Raw genomic sequence first — 14,362 nt, 5'->3', positions numbered from 1 at the left:
GGCACACTTAGCAGATGCTGCCTTTCCTGCTCCTCGCCTCCCGGGCGGAGGACGCCGCCGCCGACAACGAGTACGCCGCCTACCTGCGGTATGGCGGGCTGGAAGAGCGGGAGCTGCGCCGCGTCCGGCTGGAGGCTGCCCCGCTGCCGGACCTGGACCTTGCGCAGTACTCGGGCGTGATTGTGGGCGGGAGCCCCTTCACCTCCAGCGATCCGCCGGAACAGAAGTCCCCCGTCCAGCATCGGGTGGAGCGTGAGCTGTCCGGGCTGCTGGACGTGCTGGTGGCCCGGGACTTCCCGTTCCTGGGCGCCTGCTACGGCGTGGGCACCTTGGGAACGCACCAGGGCGCCGTCATCGACAGGACCTACGGCGAGCCCCTGGGCGGAGTGGAAATTGAGCTCACGGAGGCAGGGCTCGAGGACCCGGTCCTGAAGGGGATGCCGGGCAGTTTCACCGCCTTCACGGGACACAAGGAGGCCTGCACCGCCCTGCCGCCGCACGCCGTGCTGCTCGCCCGCTCCGAGGCCTGCCCGGTGCACATGTTCCGGATCCGGACGAATCTCTATGCCACCCAGTTCCACCCCGAGCTGGACGTGGACGGCCTGGTCACCCGCATCGACATCTACCGCAACGCCGGCTACTTCCCACCGGAGTCGGCTGAAGACCTGATGGAGAATGCCCGGCAGTTTACTGTTACCGAACCCATGAAGGTGCTGCGGAACTTCGTGGACCGCTACGCCCGGTAACCTCGCGGACGGCCCCGAGCGCCGCCGTCGTGCGTTCCCGCCCGCTTGCTCCGCTCCTGGACACAAAAGTGCCCGGCGCACTCCCCTTTTGACGGGAAACGCACCGGGCACCTCAGCCACGAACCGGGCTGGAACGTACAGCCTGTGAAGCTAGGCCACGTTGTTTTCGTAGTCCAGGTCGCGGGTTTCCTTGCTCACGAACAGGGCAATGAGCGTCAGCACGGCCATGGAGGTCAGGTAGATGCCCACCAGGACGGGGCTGCCGTCCGCGAGTTCCCACAGCGCGACGGCGATGAACGGTGCCACCGCTGCGCCGAGGATGCTGGAGAAGTTGTAGCTCACGGCGGACCCGGTGTACCGGACGTTGGTGGGGAACAGTTCCGGCAGGAGCGCACCCATGGGCCCGAACGTCAGGCCCATCAGGGAGAAGCCGATCACCAGGAGCGCCATGGTGCCCACGAATCCGCCGCTGAACAGCGGGACGAAGAGCAGGCCGAAGACGAAGATTCCGCCCGTGACGGCCAGGAGCATCTTGCGGCGGCCGTACTTCTCGGCCAGCGGCCCGGAGACGAGGGTGAAGATGCCGAAGAACACGACGCCGGCAATGAGCATCCACAGGAAGTCGTTGCGGGTGTAGCCCAGGCCGGGGACGAACGCGGCAGCAGCCGCTTCCGACATCGGCTTTCCGGCCTTTTCCGCCGCCGCCCGGGCTGCGTCCAGCGTGGCGGGCCGGGTGCCGTAGGTGAGGGTGAAGGTGGTCATCAGGTAGAAGAGCACGTAGGTGGCGAGCATGATGAACGTGCCCAGGATGAGCTGGCGCCAGCTGGTCTTGAATACCCGGCCCAGCGGAAGCTTGGCTACCTCGTTGGACTCGATCACCTTGGTGAAGGCGGGCGTTTCGATCAGCTTCAGGCGGACGTACAGGCCGATGATCACCATGACGGCGCTGAGCAGGAACGGCACGCGCCAGCCCCAGGCCTGGAAGTCTGCCGGAGAGAGCGCGTAGCTGAACACCAGGAAGATCACGTTGGCGATGATGAAGCCGATGGGGGCGCCCAGCTGCGGGAAGGTTCCGTAGATGGCGCGTTTGTTGGCGGGGGCGTTCTCCGTGGCCAGCAGCGCGGCGCCGCTCCATTCGCCACCCAGGGCCAGGCCCTGGGCGAAACGCATGACCACCAGCAGGGCCGGAGCCCAGAACTCCCAGCCGGGCACAAGGGCGGTGGGCAGGCAGCCGATAAGGAACGTCGCAATACCCATTGTCAGGAGGGATGCCACCAGGGTGCCCTTGCGGCCGAACTTGTCGCCGAAGTGGCCAAAGACGATCGAGCCGAGCGGGCGGGCGACGAAGGCCACGCCGAAGACTGCGAACGAGCTCAGGAGCTGGGTTGTTTCGTTCTGGTTGGGGAAGAACAGCTGCGGGAAAACAAGCACCGCAGCGGTGGCGTAGACGTAGAAGTCGTAGAACTCGACCGTGGTGCCGATGAGGCTGGCAACAATCACGCGTCCGCGTGAGTTCACCGGCTGGGACCCGGGCACCGTGGAGGTATGGGTGGATGACATAGGTAAACGCTTTCGTGAGGACCGGCCGGACCCGGGCAAGGGAACGGCTCGAAATAGTCAGAGTTCAATATTAGTTCCCCCAGTCCAGTCAATGGACGTAAGGTCCAGTATGCGGACCTGTGCGGTGCGTCTCACTTACTGGTCCAACCTGCCCGCCTCACGTCCCCCAACGCCCGCCGATAGGCAAATGTCACAGCGCGTTAACACGCGGCGTCGGTCCATGAAACGCGGCTTCCCTACCTTGGAGGAACAACATCCCCCAGAAGGAGGTACCCCGTGACTGTTGACCGCACCGCCGATGCCGGCACCGGAAGTTCCCTTGATCTCGAAGATTCCGCCATGCCCGGAACCGCCGCATCCGCCAGCGCACAGCCCGGCCCTACCCGCACCACAGTCGCCCCCGCCCTTGAATTCCGCCCCGGCCGCTGGATCGCCAACTGGGATGCCGAGAACAAGGAACAGTGGGAGACCGCAGGCCGCTCCATTGCACGCCGCAATCTCAACTGGTCAATCTTCGCCGAGTTCCTCGGCTTTGTCGTATGGCAGCTCTGGTCCATCGTGGTGGTCCAGCTCCCCGCAGCAGGCTTTACCTTCTCCACTTCCGAGATCTTCTGGCTGATCTCCATGCCCAGCCTGGTGGGTGCCACCCTGCGCATCCCCTATACCTTCATGGTCCCCCGCTTCGGCGGCCGCAACTGGACCATCGTTTCCGCCCTGCTGCTCCTGATCCCCTCCATCGGCCTGGCCCTGTGCGTCTCCAACCCGGAAACCCCGTTCGGCGTCATGCTCCTGGTGGCCGCCCTGGCAGGCTTCGGCGGCGGCAACTTCGCCAGCTCCATGGCCAACATCACCTTCTTCTACCCCGCCCGCGAAAAGGGCTGGGCCCTGGGCCTGAATGCCGCCGGCGGAAACATGGGTGCCGCCGTGGCACAGCTGGCCGTACCGATCGCCATCACCCTCCTCGCCGTGGGCACCGTCAACCTGCCCCTGGCCGGCTGGATGTGGGTCCCGTTCATCCTGGTCGCCGCCTTCGGTGCCTGGAAGTTCATGGACAACCTCACCAGTGCCAAGGGCGACGTGGCAGGCTCGATCGCAGCGCTGAAAGAACCGCACCTGTGGATCATGGCACTGCTCTACATCGGCACGTTCGGCTCCTTCATCGGCTTCGCCGGTGTCTTCCCCAAGCTGATCAAGGACTATTTCCCGGCTTTCTCCTCCATCGGAGTGGGCACCGTGGCGCTGTCCCTGGCCTTCCTCGGCCCGCTGGTAGGCTCCCTGGCCCGCCCGTATGGCGGACGCATGGCTGACCGGATGGGCGGCGCCCGCATGACCGTGGCCGCCTTCGCCGCCATGGCCGTCATCACGCTCACCATGGTCTGGACCCTCCCGCTGAAGAACTTCTGGCTCTTCCTGGTCCTCTTCCTGATGCTCTTTACCGCCAGCGGCTTCGGAAACGGCGCCACCTACCGGATGATCCCCATCATCTTTGCCACCAACAGCCGCGCTGCCCGGAACGGTGCCAGCTCGGTGGCCACCCAGCGCCTCGCCTCCTCCGCCCTGGGCCTCATCTCCGCCATCGGCGCCTACGGCGGCTTCGTGATCCCGCAGGTGCTGAACGCCTCCAACTCCGCCAGCGGCTCCTACACCCCCGCCTTCTACGGCTTCGTCGGGGCCTACGTCCTGATGCTGGTGGTGTGCTGGGCCTGCTACATCCGCAACGCCAACCGAAATGCGATGGGACACGTCTAACATGACCAAAAGCGCCGACACGCACTGCCCTTACTGCGCCCTGCAGTGCGCCATGACGCTCACGTCTCCCACGGCACTGACCCCGGCTTCACAGCCGGGGTCAGTCCCCGTGCCGGGAGCTGCCGCCCCCGGAATCCCCCTGGCGGCACCCCTCGAAGTAAGCGGCCGGGACTTCCCCACCAACCGCGGCGGCCTCTGCCGCAAGGGCTGGACGTCCCCCAGTCTCCTGAACCATCCCGGCCGGATCACCGAGCCGCTCCTGAAGGGCCCCGACGGCGTCCACCGGCCCATCAGCTGGGACCAGGCCCTAGACCTCGCCGTGTCCGCGGTGAAGGACGCCCGGGCCCGCTACGGTGCTGACGCGGTGGGCGTTTTCGGCGGCGGCGGGCTCACCAACGAAAAGGCCTACATGCTGGGCAAGTTCGCCCGGCTTGCCCTTGGCACCTCCCGCATCGACTACAACGGCCGGTTCTGCATGTCCTCGGCCGCAGCGGCAGGGATGCGGGCCTTCGGCGTTGACCGCGGGCTCCCTTTCCCCCTCGAAGCGCTGGACACGGCCAGCACCATCCTGATGCTCGGCTCCAACGTTGCCGAAACCATGCCGCCGTTCGTGCAGCACCTTAAGGGATCGCGCGACGCCGGCGGGCTGATCGTGGTGGATCCGCGCCGTTCCGCCACAGCCGCCTTCACGGCCGACGGCGGCGGCCTGCACCTTCAGCCCCTTCCGGGCACCGACCTCACCCTCCTCCTGGGCATCTCGCACGTGGTCATCCACGAGAACCTGGTGGATGCCGCGTACCTTGCTGAACGCACCTCCGGCTACAGCGCCGTAGCCCGCAGCGTGAACTCCTTCTGGCCAGAACGGGTCCAGTCCCTCACCGGCGTCCCGGCCGAACTCATCCGCGAAACAGCACGCCGACTGGCCCGGGGCGCACGTGAAGGCGGCAGCTACATCCTCACGGGCCGCGGTGTGGAACAGCACGTGGACGGCACCGACACCGCCACGGCAGCGATCAACCTCAGCCTCCTGCTGGGCCTGCCCGGCTCGGCCCGGAGCGGCTACGGCACCCTGACCGGCCAGGGCAACGGGCAGGGCGGGCGCGAGCACGGCCAGAAGGCGGACCAGCTCCCCGGCTACCGCAAGATCACCGACCCCGCCGCCCGCGCCCATGTGGCGAAGGTCTGGGGCGTGGCCGAGGACCTCATTCCCGGCCCCGGCCTGCCGGCCGTCCAGCTGCTTCAGTCGCTGGGCAAGGCCGACGGCGTCCGTTGCCTTTTTGTCCACGCCTCCAACATCGCGGTGGCTTCCCCCGACGCCAACGCCGTGATCGAAGGACTCCGGAGCCTGGACTTCCTGATGGTCTGTGACTTCTTCATGTCCGAGACCGCCGCAGAGGCGGACCTCATCCTTCCTGTTCTCCAGTGGGCTGAGGAGGAGGGAACCCTGACCAACCTCGAGGGCCGTGTGCTGCGCCGCCGCCGGGCCCTGACGCCGCCGGCCGGCGCCCGCAGTGAGCTGTGGATCATGGCGCGGCTGGCCGAGGCCCTTAACGCCCCGTCCACGTACAGCGAGGACCCCGAGACCGTGTTCGAGGAACTCCGCCTCGCTTCCGCCGGAGGCCTGGCGGACTACTCCGGAATCGACTACGCCATGCTTGACCGCGGAGAGGCTGCCTACTGGCCCTACCCCACCGGCAGCACCGGAACGCCCCGGCTGTTCCAGGACAACTTCGCGCACCCGGACGGCAAAGCCGTGATGACCCCGGTGACGCCCCGCCGCCGTCGTACTCCTGCCGGGCCACCTGCAGGAGACGGCACAGCCGCCGCCAAAACCATGACCCTCATCACCGGCCGCCTCCTGGAGCACTACCAGTCCGGCGCGCAGACCCGGCGGGTGTCGGAACTGCTGGCGGCGCAGCCGGAAGCAAGGGTGCAGATCCATCCGGCAGCCGCGGCGTCCATGGGCATCACCGAAGGGGCGCTCGTGTCCGTGGCCAACGAGCGCGGCGAGGTGGAGTGCCGGGCGCAGCTCAGCACCACCATCCGCCCCGAGACTGTCTTCCTGCCGTTCCACTTCCCCGAGCTCGAGAGCGCGAACCGCCTCACGGAAGCGGCCACGGACCCCATCTCCGGGATGCCGGAGTTCAAATTCAACACTGTGTGGGTCCGGCCCGTGGCCGCGCCCCTTTCCACCAGCGTGCTTCAAACGACGGAGGCCTCATGAGCGAGCAGATTGTCATTGTGGGATTCGGCCCAGTGGCGGCCCGGCTGGTCGACGAACTCCTGCCTGCCGTCCGCAGCGGCAAGGTGGGCATGACAGTGGTGGGCGAGGAAGCCGAAGCCGCCTACAACCGCGTGCTCGTAGCCGATCTCGGCGTGGGCCGCACCACCGCCGAGGCGCTGGCGCTCTCCGACGCCGCGGAGTTGGCCGGGGACGGCGTGGACATCCGCCTGGGTGTGCGGGTGAAGCGCGTGGACCGGGCCCGGCAACAGGTCCTGCTGTCCGACGGCGGCGCCGTCCACTACGACCGGCTGGTCTTTGCCACGGGCTCGCGCCCGGTCATTCCCAACCTCACGGGCATCAACCCCGACCCCACCCACCCGGTCCTCCCCGCCGGCGTCACCGCGCTCCGCGACCTTCGCGACGCCGGGGTGCTGCGCCAGGCCGTGGATGGCGGCAAGCGGGTGGTGGTGCTGGGCGGCGGCGTCCTGGGCCTGGAGACAGCGCTGGCCGCGGCCGAAGAAGGAGCCACCGTCACGGTGGTGCACAACGGCCCGCATCCGCTGGGCCGCAACATCGACCGCGGCGGCGGTTCAGTGCTGGCGGCGAGCCTGCGCCGCTGCGGCGTCCGGATGGCCGGCAACGCGCGCTCCACGGGCGTGGAGCACAACGCGCCCGATGGCGGTTTCTCGGCGCTGCTGCTCGACGACGGGTCCGCGATTGACGGCGACCTCCTGGTGCTCTCCTGCGGTGTCCGTCCCCGCACTGAGCTCGCCGAGGGCTGCGGGCTCTCCACGGGGGCGGGCATCCTGGTGGACCACAAGCTCCGCGCCCACCACGAGCCGCACATCTTTGCCATTGGTGACTGCGCCGAGGTGCGCTGCCCGGATCCGGAGTGCGCGCCCTGCCGCTACGCGAAGGGACCCTCTGGCCTGGTGGGGCCGGGCTGGCGGCAGGCCGAGTGGCTCGCCGAATACCTGACCCTGCTGGCTGACGGCGGGGACTCCGCCCTGCTGCCGGCGCTGCCGGCGGAGCAGCCGGGTGTCATTGTCCTGAAGGCACGCGGCATGAACATGGCCGTGGCCGGTGACAATTCGGCGGAGCCCTGGGACGAGGACGCCCTCGCTGCCGGCGCGGTGAACGGGCGCCCGCGCCTCCAGGTTTCGCAATGGGCGGACCCGGAGCACGGACGCTACGTCAAAATGACCACCCGTGGCGGGGTGCTAGAGGGCCTGGTGGCGGTGGGCATGCCCCGCACGGCAGCCGAGCTTGTGGGGTTGTTCGAACGCGGTGCCGAACTCCCCGCGGACAGGTCCCTGCTGTTGCGGCTTGACGGCCCGGACCAGCTGCCGGGTACGGGTGCCGCTGATCCCACCGGCACCGTGTGCCGGTGCGCCGGAGTCAGCGGATCCTCCATTCAGGGCGCCGTGGAAGAGGGCTGCTCAACCGTGGCCGAGGTCTCCAAGGCAACGCGCGCCGGAACCGGCTGCGGCGGCTGCCATGAGGACATCAAGGGGCTTATCGAAAAACACTTCCGGGCGGTCCAGGCCGCCTGACTAGGAAGCTGGGGCTGGGGCAGCGGGAACGCCGAGCGGGGTGCCGTTGCCCCAACCCGCGTCCACTGCTGCCTGTGCAAGAGCGCGGGCCATCGCGTCGCCGTCGGGCGCAGGCGCGCCGTTCATGGGCGCGGAGGTTACATAGGGCATTTCGAGCGTCTCGTCGCCCCGGACAGCCGTGAGGACAACGTTCGCGGACGCGCCCCCGGCCTCACCGCGGAAGTAGCCGGTCCACTGCAGGCAGGCGAAGTCACCGATTCCGGTGAGGGGTGAGCAGTCGGACGCCGACTCGGCTTCGGAGATGTCCTGCGGGGAAGCGGGCGAGATGAGGGCCACCGACAATGCTGTTAGGCCTCCCTCCATGGACTTACTCGAATAGGTGCAGAGATAGGCCTTGCTTCCGGGCGGCCTGTCGCTGCTGTTCTGGCCTGCAGGCATGATCCCGGGTACGACTTTCGCCGCGATTTCGGGCGTGATGAGGTCACAGGCAGGGCTGGTTGCACCGGTGGAGGTGCCGGGTGCCGGCTCAACCTGGTTCCCGTGCTGTGAACATCCGCCAAGAACAGCGGACGCAGCAAGGACCAGGACGGGTACGGCTGCGGGGCTTCTCACGGGTTGAAGCCTGCCGGGGACCCAGGAATTTCTGGTGGAGCTGTCCCGGTACCCTGGCCTCCGGGGGCAGCCACGCCGGCCAGGAACTCCTCCGTGAAGTGCTTTACGCCGTCCCACTCGGTGTAGATGTAGTCACGGGAGGTGTCCAGGTCCTGGGAGCCTTTGTCCTTGGCGATCTTTTTCATCAGCTGGCGTTTGAGGAAGTTGTACTGGGTGTACTGGAGCGCACCGGAAAACATCGCTACCTGGCGGGGATGCCAGCCGGTCTCCTCCTCGAACCTTGCCACGTAGCCCTCGGCGCCTGCCTCGTCGCCGTGGGCAGCCAGACTGACGGACACCAGGGCGGAAGGTAGAGTTTCCAGGTCGCCGCGGTTCCTGCGGACAAAATCGGCCACATAGCCCTCGTGCTTGCCCACGTGCACCGACGCCGCCACGATGACGCCGTCCTGTCCGGCCGGAATGGTGTCCGCGGAATGCTTGAGGTCCGCGGTTTCGGCCTGGTGCCCGTGCGCCCGGATCACCTCGGCGATGTACTCGGCGATATGGGCTGTCTGCCCTTCAACGCTGCCGTACGCAATATAGATTGTGGCCATACTCAACTGTGCCCTTGGGGTGCCTGCGGGCAACAGGGACCAACGGCCTGGCAGGGACGGCAGGCCGCACACTTTCTGCGGCTTTCCACAGGGCGGCTCCCGCCTCATACCCCTTGCGGCCGGGCCCCCGTAGGCTTCCCGGCACGGGCCTCGTCCCGGTTCGGTGGAGAACTCCTAGAGATTGAGGAATGCCATGCACAAAAAGTCTTTACTCGGCGCTGCTGTCTGTGCGCTCGCCCTCGTGGGCCTGGGCGCGGGCCCGGCGTCAGCCGCAGGACACGACGTCCCCGGGCAGGTGGAACAGGGCGTGGACACGGCAAAGTCCATTTGTGCCTACTCGGGGCTCAATGACGATCCCGAGGAGGCCTTCCCGTTCGACGGACTGGTCCAGTCGTACGGCCAACTGGTTAAGCGGGGCGTCAAAGCCGAATTCCCGAATCCCGGCCTGGCCTGCAACCCGAACACTCCCCCGATGGAGGAGCACTAACGCCAAAGGGTTGGCCCCCGCTTTGGGGGCCAACCCTTCGACACGGCCCGGTCAGGCCGGGGCCTTGGGAATGAGGATCCAGAGCACAATGTAGGCCAGTTCCCCAACCCCCACCAGGCCAAAAATGATGAAGCCAAGCCGGACCAGGAACTTCGGGAGCCCGAAGCGGGCTGCGAGGGCCGCGCACACCCCGCCAATGATCTTGCCGCTGCGGGGCCTGACGAGAGCTGTTGTCACTGCCCCCACCTAGCTTTCCGTGCCGGTTGAACCGTTGGAGCCAAAGTCACCGTTTGCTACCGCCTCCGCGTAGCGGGTGAGGTCCGGGCCGGGCTGGAAGTCGACGAACTGGTCCTTCAGCTGCTCAAACAGGAACTTGTACACTTCGTCCTTATCAGCGTCCGCCAAGGACGAGCTTGCTTCACGGACCGCTTCCTGCAGGGCCCGGTCAGCGTCCAGGAGGATCTTTTCGCGCGCCTGTTCGTTCCACTTGACGTCATTCAGTTCCACGGGCTGCTCCTTGCGTTGGTGGCTGGGCCAGGGACGGCCGGGAAAGTCCGCTGACGGAGTTCCCGGCCGTTCCTTTGAGGAGTCTATGCACGTGGCGTGGGAGGGGTCCAGACTCAGGAGCCCCTATAAACGCCTCACAGGTGGACGTGCAGGCGCCGCGCCGCTTCGGAAATCGATCCGCTCAGGGATGGGTAGACGGTAAAGGTGCTGGCGACGTCGTCCACGTGCAGCTTTTGCTTCACCGCGATGGAGATGGGGAAGATCAGCTCCGAGGCGTTCGGTCCCACCACCACGCCGCCGATGACGGTGCCGGAACCCTTGCGGGCGAAGATCTTTACGAAACCGTCCTTGTGGTTCCGCATCTTGGCGCGGGCGTTGCTGCGCAGCGAGAGCTTGATGATGTCGCCCTGGTACTTGCCCGAATCAATCTCGGCTTCGGAGACGCCCACGTTCGCAATTTCCGGGGAGGTGAAGATGTTCGATGCCACCTGGTGCAGCTTGAGCGGGGTGACGGTGTCACCCATGAAGTGCGCCACCGCGATGCGCCCCTGCATGGCCGCCACGGAGGCGAGCGGCAGCACGCCGGTGCAGTCACCGGCGGCGTAGATGTTGGGGGCTGAGGTGCGGGAGACGCCGTCCACCTTGATGTGGCCGCTCTCGCTGACCGCCACGCCGGCCTCTTCGAGGCCGATCCCGGCGGTGTTGGGAATGGAGCCCAGGCACAGCAGGCAGTGGCTGCCGGTGACCTTGGACCCGTCGCTGAGCGTGACCACAACGCCGTCGTCCGTCCGTTCCACCGTCTCGGCGCGGGAACGGGACAGGACCCGGACGCCGCGGCGCTCGAACACTTCCTCCAGGACTACTGCCGCATCCACATCGGACCCGGGAAGCACCCTGTCACGGCTGGAAATCAGCGTGACCTTGGATCCCAGTCCGTTGTAAGCGGAGGCGAACTCGGCCCCGGTGACACCGGAACCCACCACGATCAGGTCTTCAGGCAGCTCGTCAAGGTCGTAGATCTGCGTCCAGTTGAGGATCCGTTCGCCGTCCGGCCGGGCCGTGGGAAGCTCGCGCGGATGGGCGCCCACGGCGAGCAGGATGGTGTCCGCCTCAACGGTTTCGGTGCCTTCCGCCGTGAGGACCTCGATGGTGCGGTCATCCAGCAGGCGGCCCGATCCGGTGATGATCCGCACTCCCAGGTTTTCCAGGCCATCGTGGATGTCCTTGGACTGGCTGCGGGCAAGGTTCAGCAGGCGGTCGTTGATATGTTTGAGGTCGGCGCGCATCACGGGCACAAAGTCTCCGCCGTCGACGTCGAACTTCACACCCAGCTCGCCCGCCTCGCCTACGCGCGTCATGAGGTCCGCGGTGGCGATCAGGGTTTTGGAGGGGACGACGTCGGTCAGCACAGCCGATCCGCCCAGTCCGGCACGCTCGATGATGGTGACCTGCGCCCCCAGCGAGGCGGCCACCATGGCGGCTTCGTACCCGCCGGGACCACCTCCCAGGATTGCGATCCGGGGGGAACTGAAATCTGGATGCGTAGTCACAAACAATCATTCTCCTGCAACTCCCCCGCACCGCCAAAGAAAACGGTCTCTCAGGAGAACCGGCCCCGGGTGGGCGGCATCACGGGCGGCAGGATAGCTTGTACCTGTGAGTACAACTGACTTCCTGAACACCGATCCTTTCGCCGCCGCGCGGGCCGCCGCCGACTACATCGCCGAGGAAACCGGCGTGGACAGCCACGACGTCGCCCTGGTGCTTGGCTCCGGCTGGGGCGAAGCAGCCGACCTGATTGGCGAGACCACTGCCACCCTGTCCGCCGACGAGGTCCCCGGCTTCCACGCCCCGGCGGTGGAAGGACACGTGGGCACCATCCGCTCGGTCCTGACCACGGACGGTAAGCGGGCCTTGGTCCTGGGTGCAAGGACGCACTACTACGAGGGCAAAGGCGTGCGTTCGGTGGTGCACGGCATCCGTGCAGCCGCGGCCGCGGGCTGCAAAACCCTGGTGCTGACCAACGGCTGCGGAGGGCTGAACGAAAACTGGGCCCCGGGCACCCCCGTGCTGATCAGCGACCACATCAACCTCACCGCCGCCTCGCCGCTGGAGGGGGCCACGTTCGTGGACCTGACCGATCTCTACTCTGCCCGGATCCGTGGCCTGGCGCGGGAAGTCGATTCCACCCTGGACGAAGGCGTCTACGCCCAGTTCCCCGGCCCGCACTATGAGACGCCCGCCGAGGTGCAGTACGCGAAGCGCATCGGTGCGGACCTGGTGGGCATGTCGACGGCGCTGGAAGCCATCGCCGGACGCCACGCCGGCATGGAGGTGTTCGGCATTTCGCTGGTCACCAACCTCGCCGCAGGCATCAGCCCGCAACCCTTGAGCCACCAGGAAGTCATCGAGTCCGGGCAGGCTGCCGGCCCGCGGATTTCGAAGCTGCTGGCCGGGATCATCGCCCGGCTCTGACGGGGCAACCGGCCGCTTGCGGGGCGCCACCAGCAAGCATTCAGGAGCCCCGGTTGGAAGAAGTGGCCGGCCAATAACGATAGCGTTATGCCCATGACGTCTTCCGATGCCGAAATCCGCCTGCTCGATGATGCCCGCGCGTGGGCTGCCCAAGATCCGGATCCGGTGACCTCGGCCTCCCTCCTCGAGCTCATCGGGCAGGTGGAAAACGGCGTCCCGGCAGCCCGCCAGGAACTCGAAGACAGCTTCCGGGGCACGCTGCAGTTCGGCACGGCGGGGCTTCGCGCGGCGCTGGGGCCGGGCCCGAACCGGATGAACAGGATCGTGGTGCGGCGGGCCGCCGCCGGCCTGGCGGACTTCCTCCTGTCGGCGGTAGGCGAGACCTCGCCGGGAACCCGGCCGCGCGCCGTCGTCGGCTACGACGCCCGGCACAACTCGGATATCTTTGCCGAGGAAACCGCAGCGATTTTCACGGCAGCGGGGATAGAAACGTTCCTTATGCCGGCCGCGCTGCCCACTCCCCTGCTGGCCTTCGCCGTCAGGGCGCTGGAATGCGACGGCGGGGTCATGGTGACCGCCAGCCACAACCCGCCGCAGGACAACGGCTACAAGGTGTACCTGGGGCGCCACGCCGTGCCGGAGAACGGCAACGGCGCACAGATCGTGACCCCCTACGACGCCGCCATCGCCGCCCGGATCAATGCGGTGGGGCCGCTGGAATCGGTCACCCTTGCCCCCTCCGGCTGGACTGTCCTGGACGCGTCCATTGCAACCGACTACGAACGTGCCACAGCTGCGCTGGCCATGCCCGGCGGGTTCCCGGCCCGTGACCTGAGCATCGTCCTGACTCCGCTGCACGGTGTGGGCGGCGGGACCGCGCTGGCGGTCCTGAATGCCGCAGGTTTCAAAGACATCACCCTGGTTGCGGAGCAGGCCGAACCGGACCCGGATTTTCCCACCGTCAGCTTCCCCAACCCGGAAGAACCCGGCGCCCTGGACCTGGCGCTGGAGTCCGCCGAGCGGCGCGGGGCAGACATCGTGATCGCCAATGATCCCGACGCCGACAGGGCGGCTGTTGCGGCGAAGGACCCTGACACCGGCGCCTGGCGGATGCTCCGCGGCGACGAGGTGGGTGCACTCCTTGGAGCGCACATCGCCGCCCGGATTGCCGCGGGGAAGGCAAAGGACGACGGCGGCACGGAAGAGGGTGCGCATGGAGTGTTCGCGAATTCGATCGTGTCCTCCCGGCTGCTTGCCCGCATCGCCACAGCAGCCGGCTATGCCCACCAGGAGACACTGACCGGGTTCAAATGGATTTCCCGGGTTCCCGGACTGGTGTACGGCTACGAGGAAGCCCTGGGCTACTGCGTGGCGCCGGATCTGGTGCGGGACAAGGACGGGATCTCGGCTGCCCTGCTGATCGCGGAACTGGCGGCGGCGGCCAAGGCTGACGGCAAGACTGTCTTTGACACCCTGGACGAGCTTTACCTGCAGCACGGCCTGCACGCCAGCGACCAGCTCAGCATCCGGGTTGCGGACCTGGGGCTCCTGGACGCGATGATGAACCGGCTCAGGGTCTCCCCGCCGGAAACCTTCGGATCATCCGCCGTCGAGGTTTACACGGACCTGGCCGAGGGCACTGACCAGTTGCCGCCCACGGACGGGCTGCTGTACGTCACCCGGGACCTGACGCGCGTGATTATCCGTCCGAGCGGCACCGAGCCGAAGCTCAAGTGCTACCTCGAGGTGATCCAGCACGTGGGTTCTGCCGCGGAGCTGCCCGCCGCCCGGCAGGCGGCGCGGGCAGCGCTGGATGAGGTGCTCCGCGACGTCAGTGAAGCGCTGGGGCTTTAGCC

At 67.3% G+C, this 14,362-nt stretch carries 13 protein-coding genes; 7 read left to right on the top strand and 6 right to left on the bottom strand.

Annotation, left to right across the window (positions count from 1 at the left end):
- The first annotated feature begins 14 nt into the window (after positions 1-14).
- Complete coding sequence (locus tag ABRP28_RS02120) at positions 15-746, top strand: glutamine amidotransferase (RefSeq protein ID WP_350003752.1); 732 nt, start codon at positions 15-17, stop codon at positions 744-746.
- A gap of 150 nt (positions 747-896) precedes the next feature.
- Here ABRP28_RS02120 and ABRP28_RS02115 read toward each other — a convergent pair whose 3' ends face one another.
- A complete protein-coding gene (locus ABRP28_RS02115) occupies positions 897-2,306 on the bottom strand; it encodes an MFS transporter (protein ID WP_350003753.1) in 1,410 nt (469 codons plus the stop codon).
- Positions 2,307-2,582: 276 nt separating this feature from the next.
- Between ABRP28_RS02115 and ABRP28_RS02110 the strand changes: the two genes are divergently transcribed.
- From ABRP28_RS02110 to ABRP28_RS02100, 3 genes are read left to right on the top strand one after another with little or no spacing between them, the layout of a single operon-like run.
- On the top strand, positions 2,583-4,055 hold the full coding sequence (locus ABRP28_RS02110) for an MFS transporter (protein WP_350003754.1): 1,473 nt from the start codon (positions 2,583-2,585) through the stop codon (positions 4,053-4,055).
- Position 4,056: 1 nt separating this feature from the next.
- On the top strand, positions 4,057-6,279 hold the full coding sequence (locus tag ABRP28_RS02105; RefSeq protein WP_350003755.1) for a molybdopterin oxidoreductase family protein: 2,223 nt from the start codon (positions 4,057-4,059) through the stop codon (positions 6,277-6,279).
- On the top strand, positions 6,276-7,832 hold the full coding sequence (locus ABRP28_RS02100) for an FAD-dependent oxidoreductase (RefSeq protein WP_350003756.1): 1,557 nt from the start codon (positions 6,276-6,278) through the stop codon (positions 7,830-7,832). Before ABRP28_RS02105 ends, ABRP28_RS02100 begins: the two co-directional genes overlap by 4 nt.
- On the opposite strand, the gene ABRP28_RS02095 is transcribed toward ABRP28_RS02100, so the two are convergent.
- Entirely contained in the window at positions 7,833-8,444 is a 612-nt protein-coding gene (locus tag ABRP28_RS02095) for a hypothetical protein (RefSeq protein WP_350003757.1), read from the bottom strand. It abuts the gene before it with no gap.
- On the bottom strand, positions 8,441-9,037 hold the full coding sequence (locus ABRP28_RS02090; protein ID WP_350003758.1) for a flavodoxin domain-containing protein: 597 nt from the start codon (positions 9,035-9,037) through the stop codon (positions 8,441-8,443). The genes ABRP28_RS02095 and ABRP28_RS02090 overlap by 4 nt, the downstream gene beginning before the upstream one ends.
- Positions 9,038-9,230: 193 nt before the next feature.
- Here ABRP28_RS02090 and ABRP28_RS02085 point away from each other — a divergent pair, with 193 nt between their 5' ends.
- Positions 9,231-9,524, top strand: a complete 294-nt coding sequence (locus ABRP28_RS02085) for a hypothetical protein (RefSeq protein WP_350003759.1) — start codon at positions 9,231-9,233, stop codon at positions 9,522-9,524.
- A 51-nt stretch (positions 9,525-9,575) separates the two neighbouring features.
- Here ABRP28_RS02085 and ABRP28_RS02080 read toward each other — a convergent pair whose 3' ends face one another.
- The 3 genes from ABRP28_RS02080 to ABRP28_RS02070 form a co-directional block, all read right to left on the bottom strand.
- Positions 9,576-9,761: a PspC domain-containing protein gene (locus ABRP28_RS02080; protein WP_231454382.1), complete on the bottom strand. Its 186-nt coding sequence runs from the start codon at positions 9,759-9,761 to the stop codon at positions 9,576-9,578.
- Between the two features lie 9 nt (positions 9,762-9,770).
- Entirely contained in the window at positions 9,771-10,031 is a 261-nt protein-coding gene (locus ABRP28_RS02075) for a hypothetical protein (protein ID WP_231454381.1), read from the bottom strand.
- Between the two features lie 134 nt (positions 10,032-10,165).
- On the bottom strand, positions 10,166-11,581 hold the full coding sequence (locus ABRP28_RS02070; protein ID WP_350003760.1) for an NAD(P)H-quinone dehydrogenase: 1,416 nt from the start codon (positions 11,579-11,581) through the stop codon (positions 10,166-10,168).
- A 106-nt stretch (positions 11,582-11,687) separates the two neighbouring features.
- Between ABRP28_RS02070 and ABRP28_RS02065 the strand changes: the two genes are divergently transcribed.
- Both ABRP28_RS02065 and ABRP28_RS02060 read left to right on the top strand, forming a co-directional pair.
- A complete protein-coding gene (locus ABRP28_RS02065) occupies positions 11,688-12,506 on the top strand; it encodes a purine-nucleoside phosphorylase (protein ID WP_350003761.1) in 819 nt (272 codons plus the stop codon).
- A gap of 93 nt (positions 12,507-12,599) precedes the next feature.
- Positions 12,600-14,360, top strand: a complete 1,761-nt coding sequence (locus ABRP28_RS02060; protein ID WP_350003762.1) for a phospho-sugar mutase — start codon at positions 12,600-12,602, stop codon at positions 14,358-14,360.
- The last annotated feature ends 2 nt before the right edge of the window (positions 14,361-14,362 follow it).

It is taken from the genome of Pseudarthrobacter sp. WHRI 8279, from assembly GCF_040224115.2.
GTDB lineage: Bacteria > Actinomycetota > Actinomycetes > Actinomycetales > Micrococcaceae > Arthrobacter.
The sequence above is the reverse complement of the archived record's forward strand: the minus strand, read 5'-3'. Positions and strand labels throughout refer to the sequence as shown.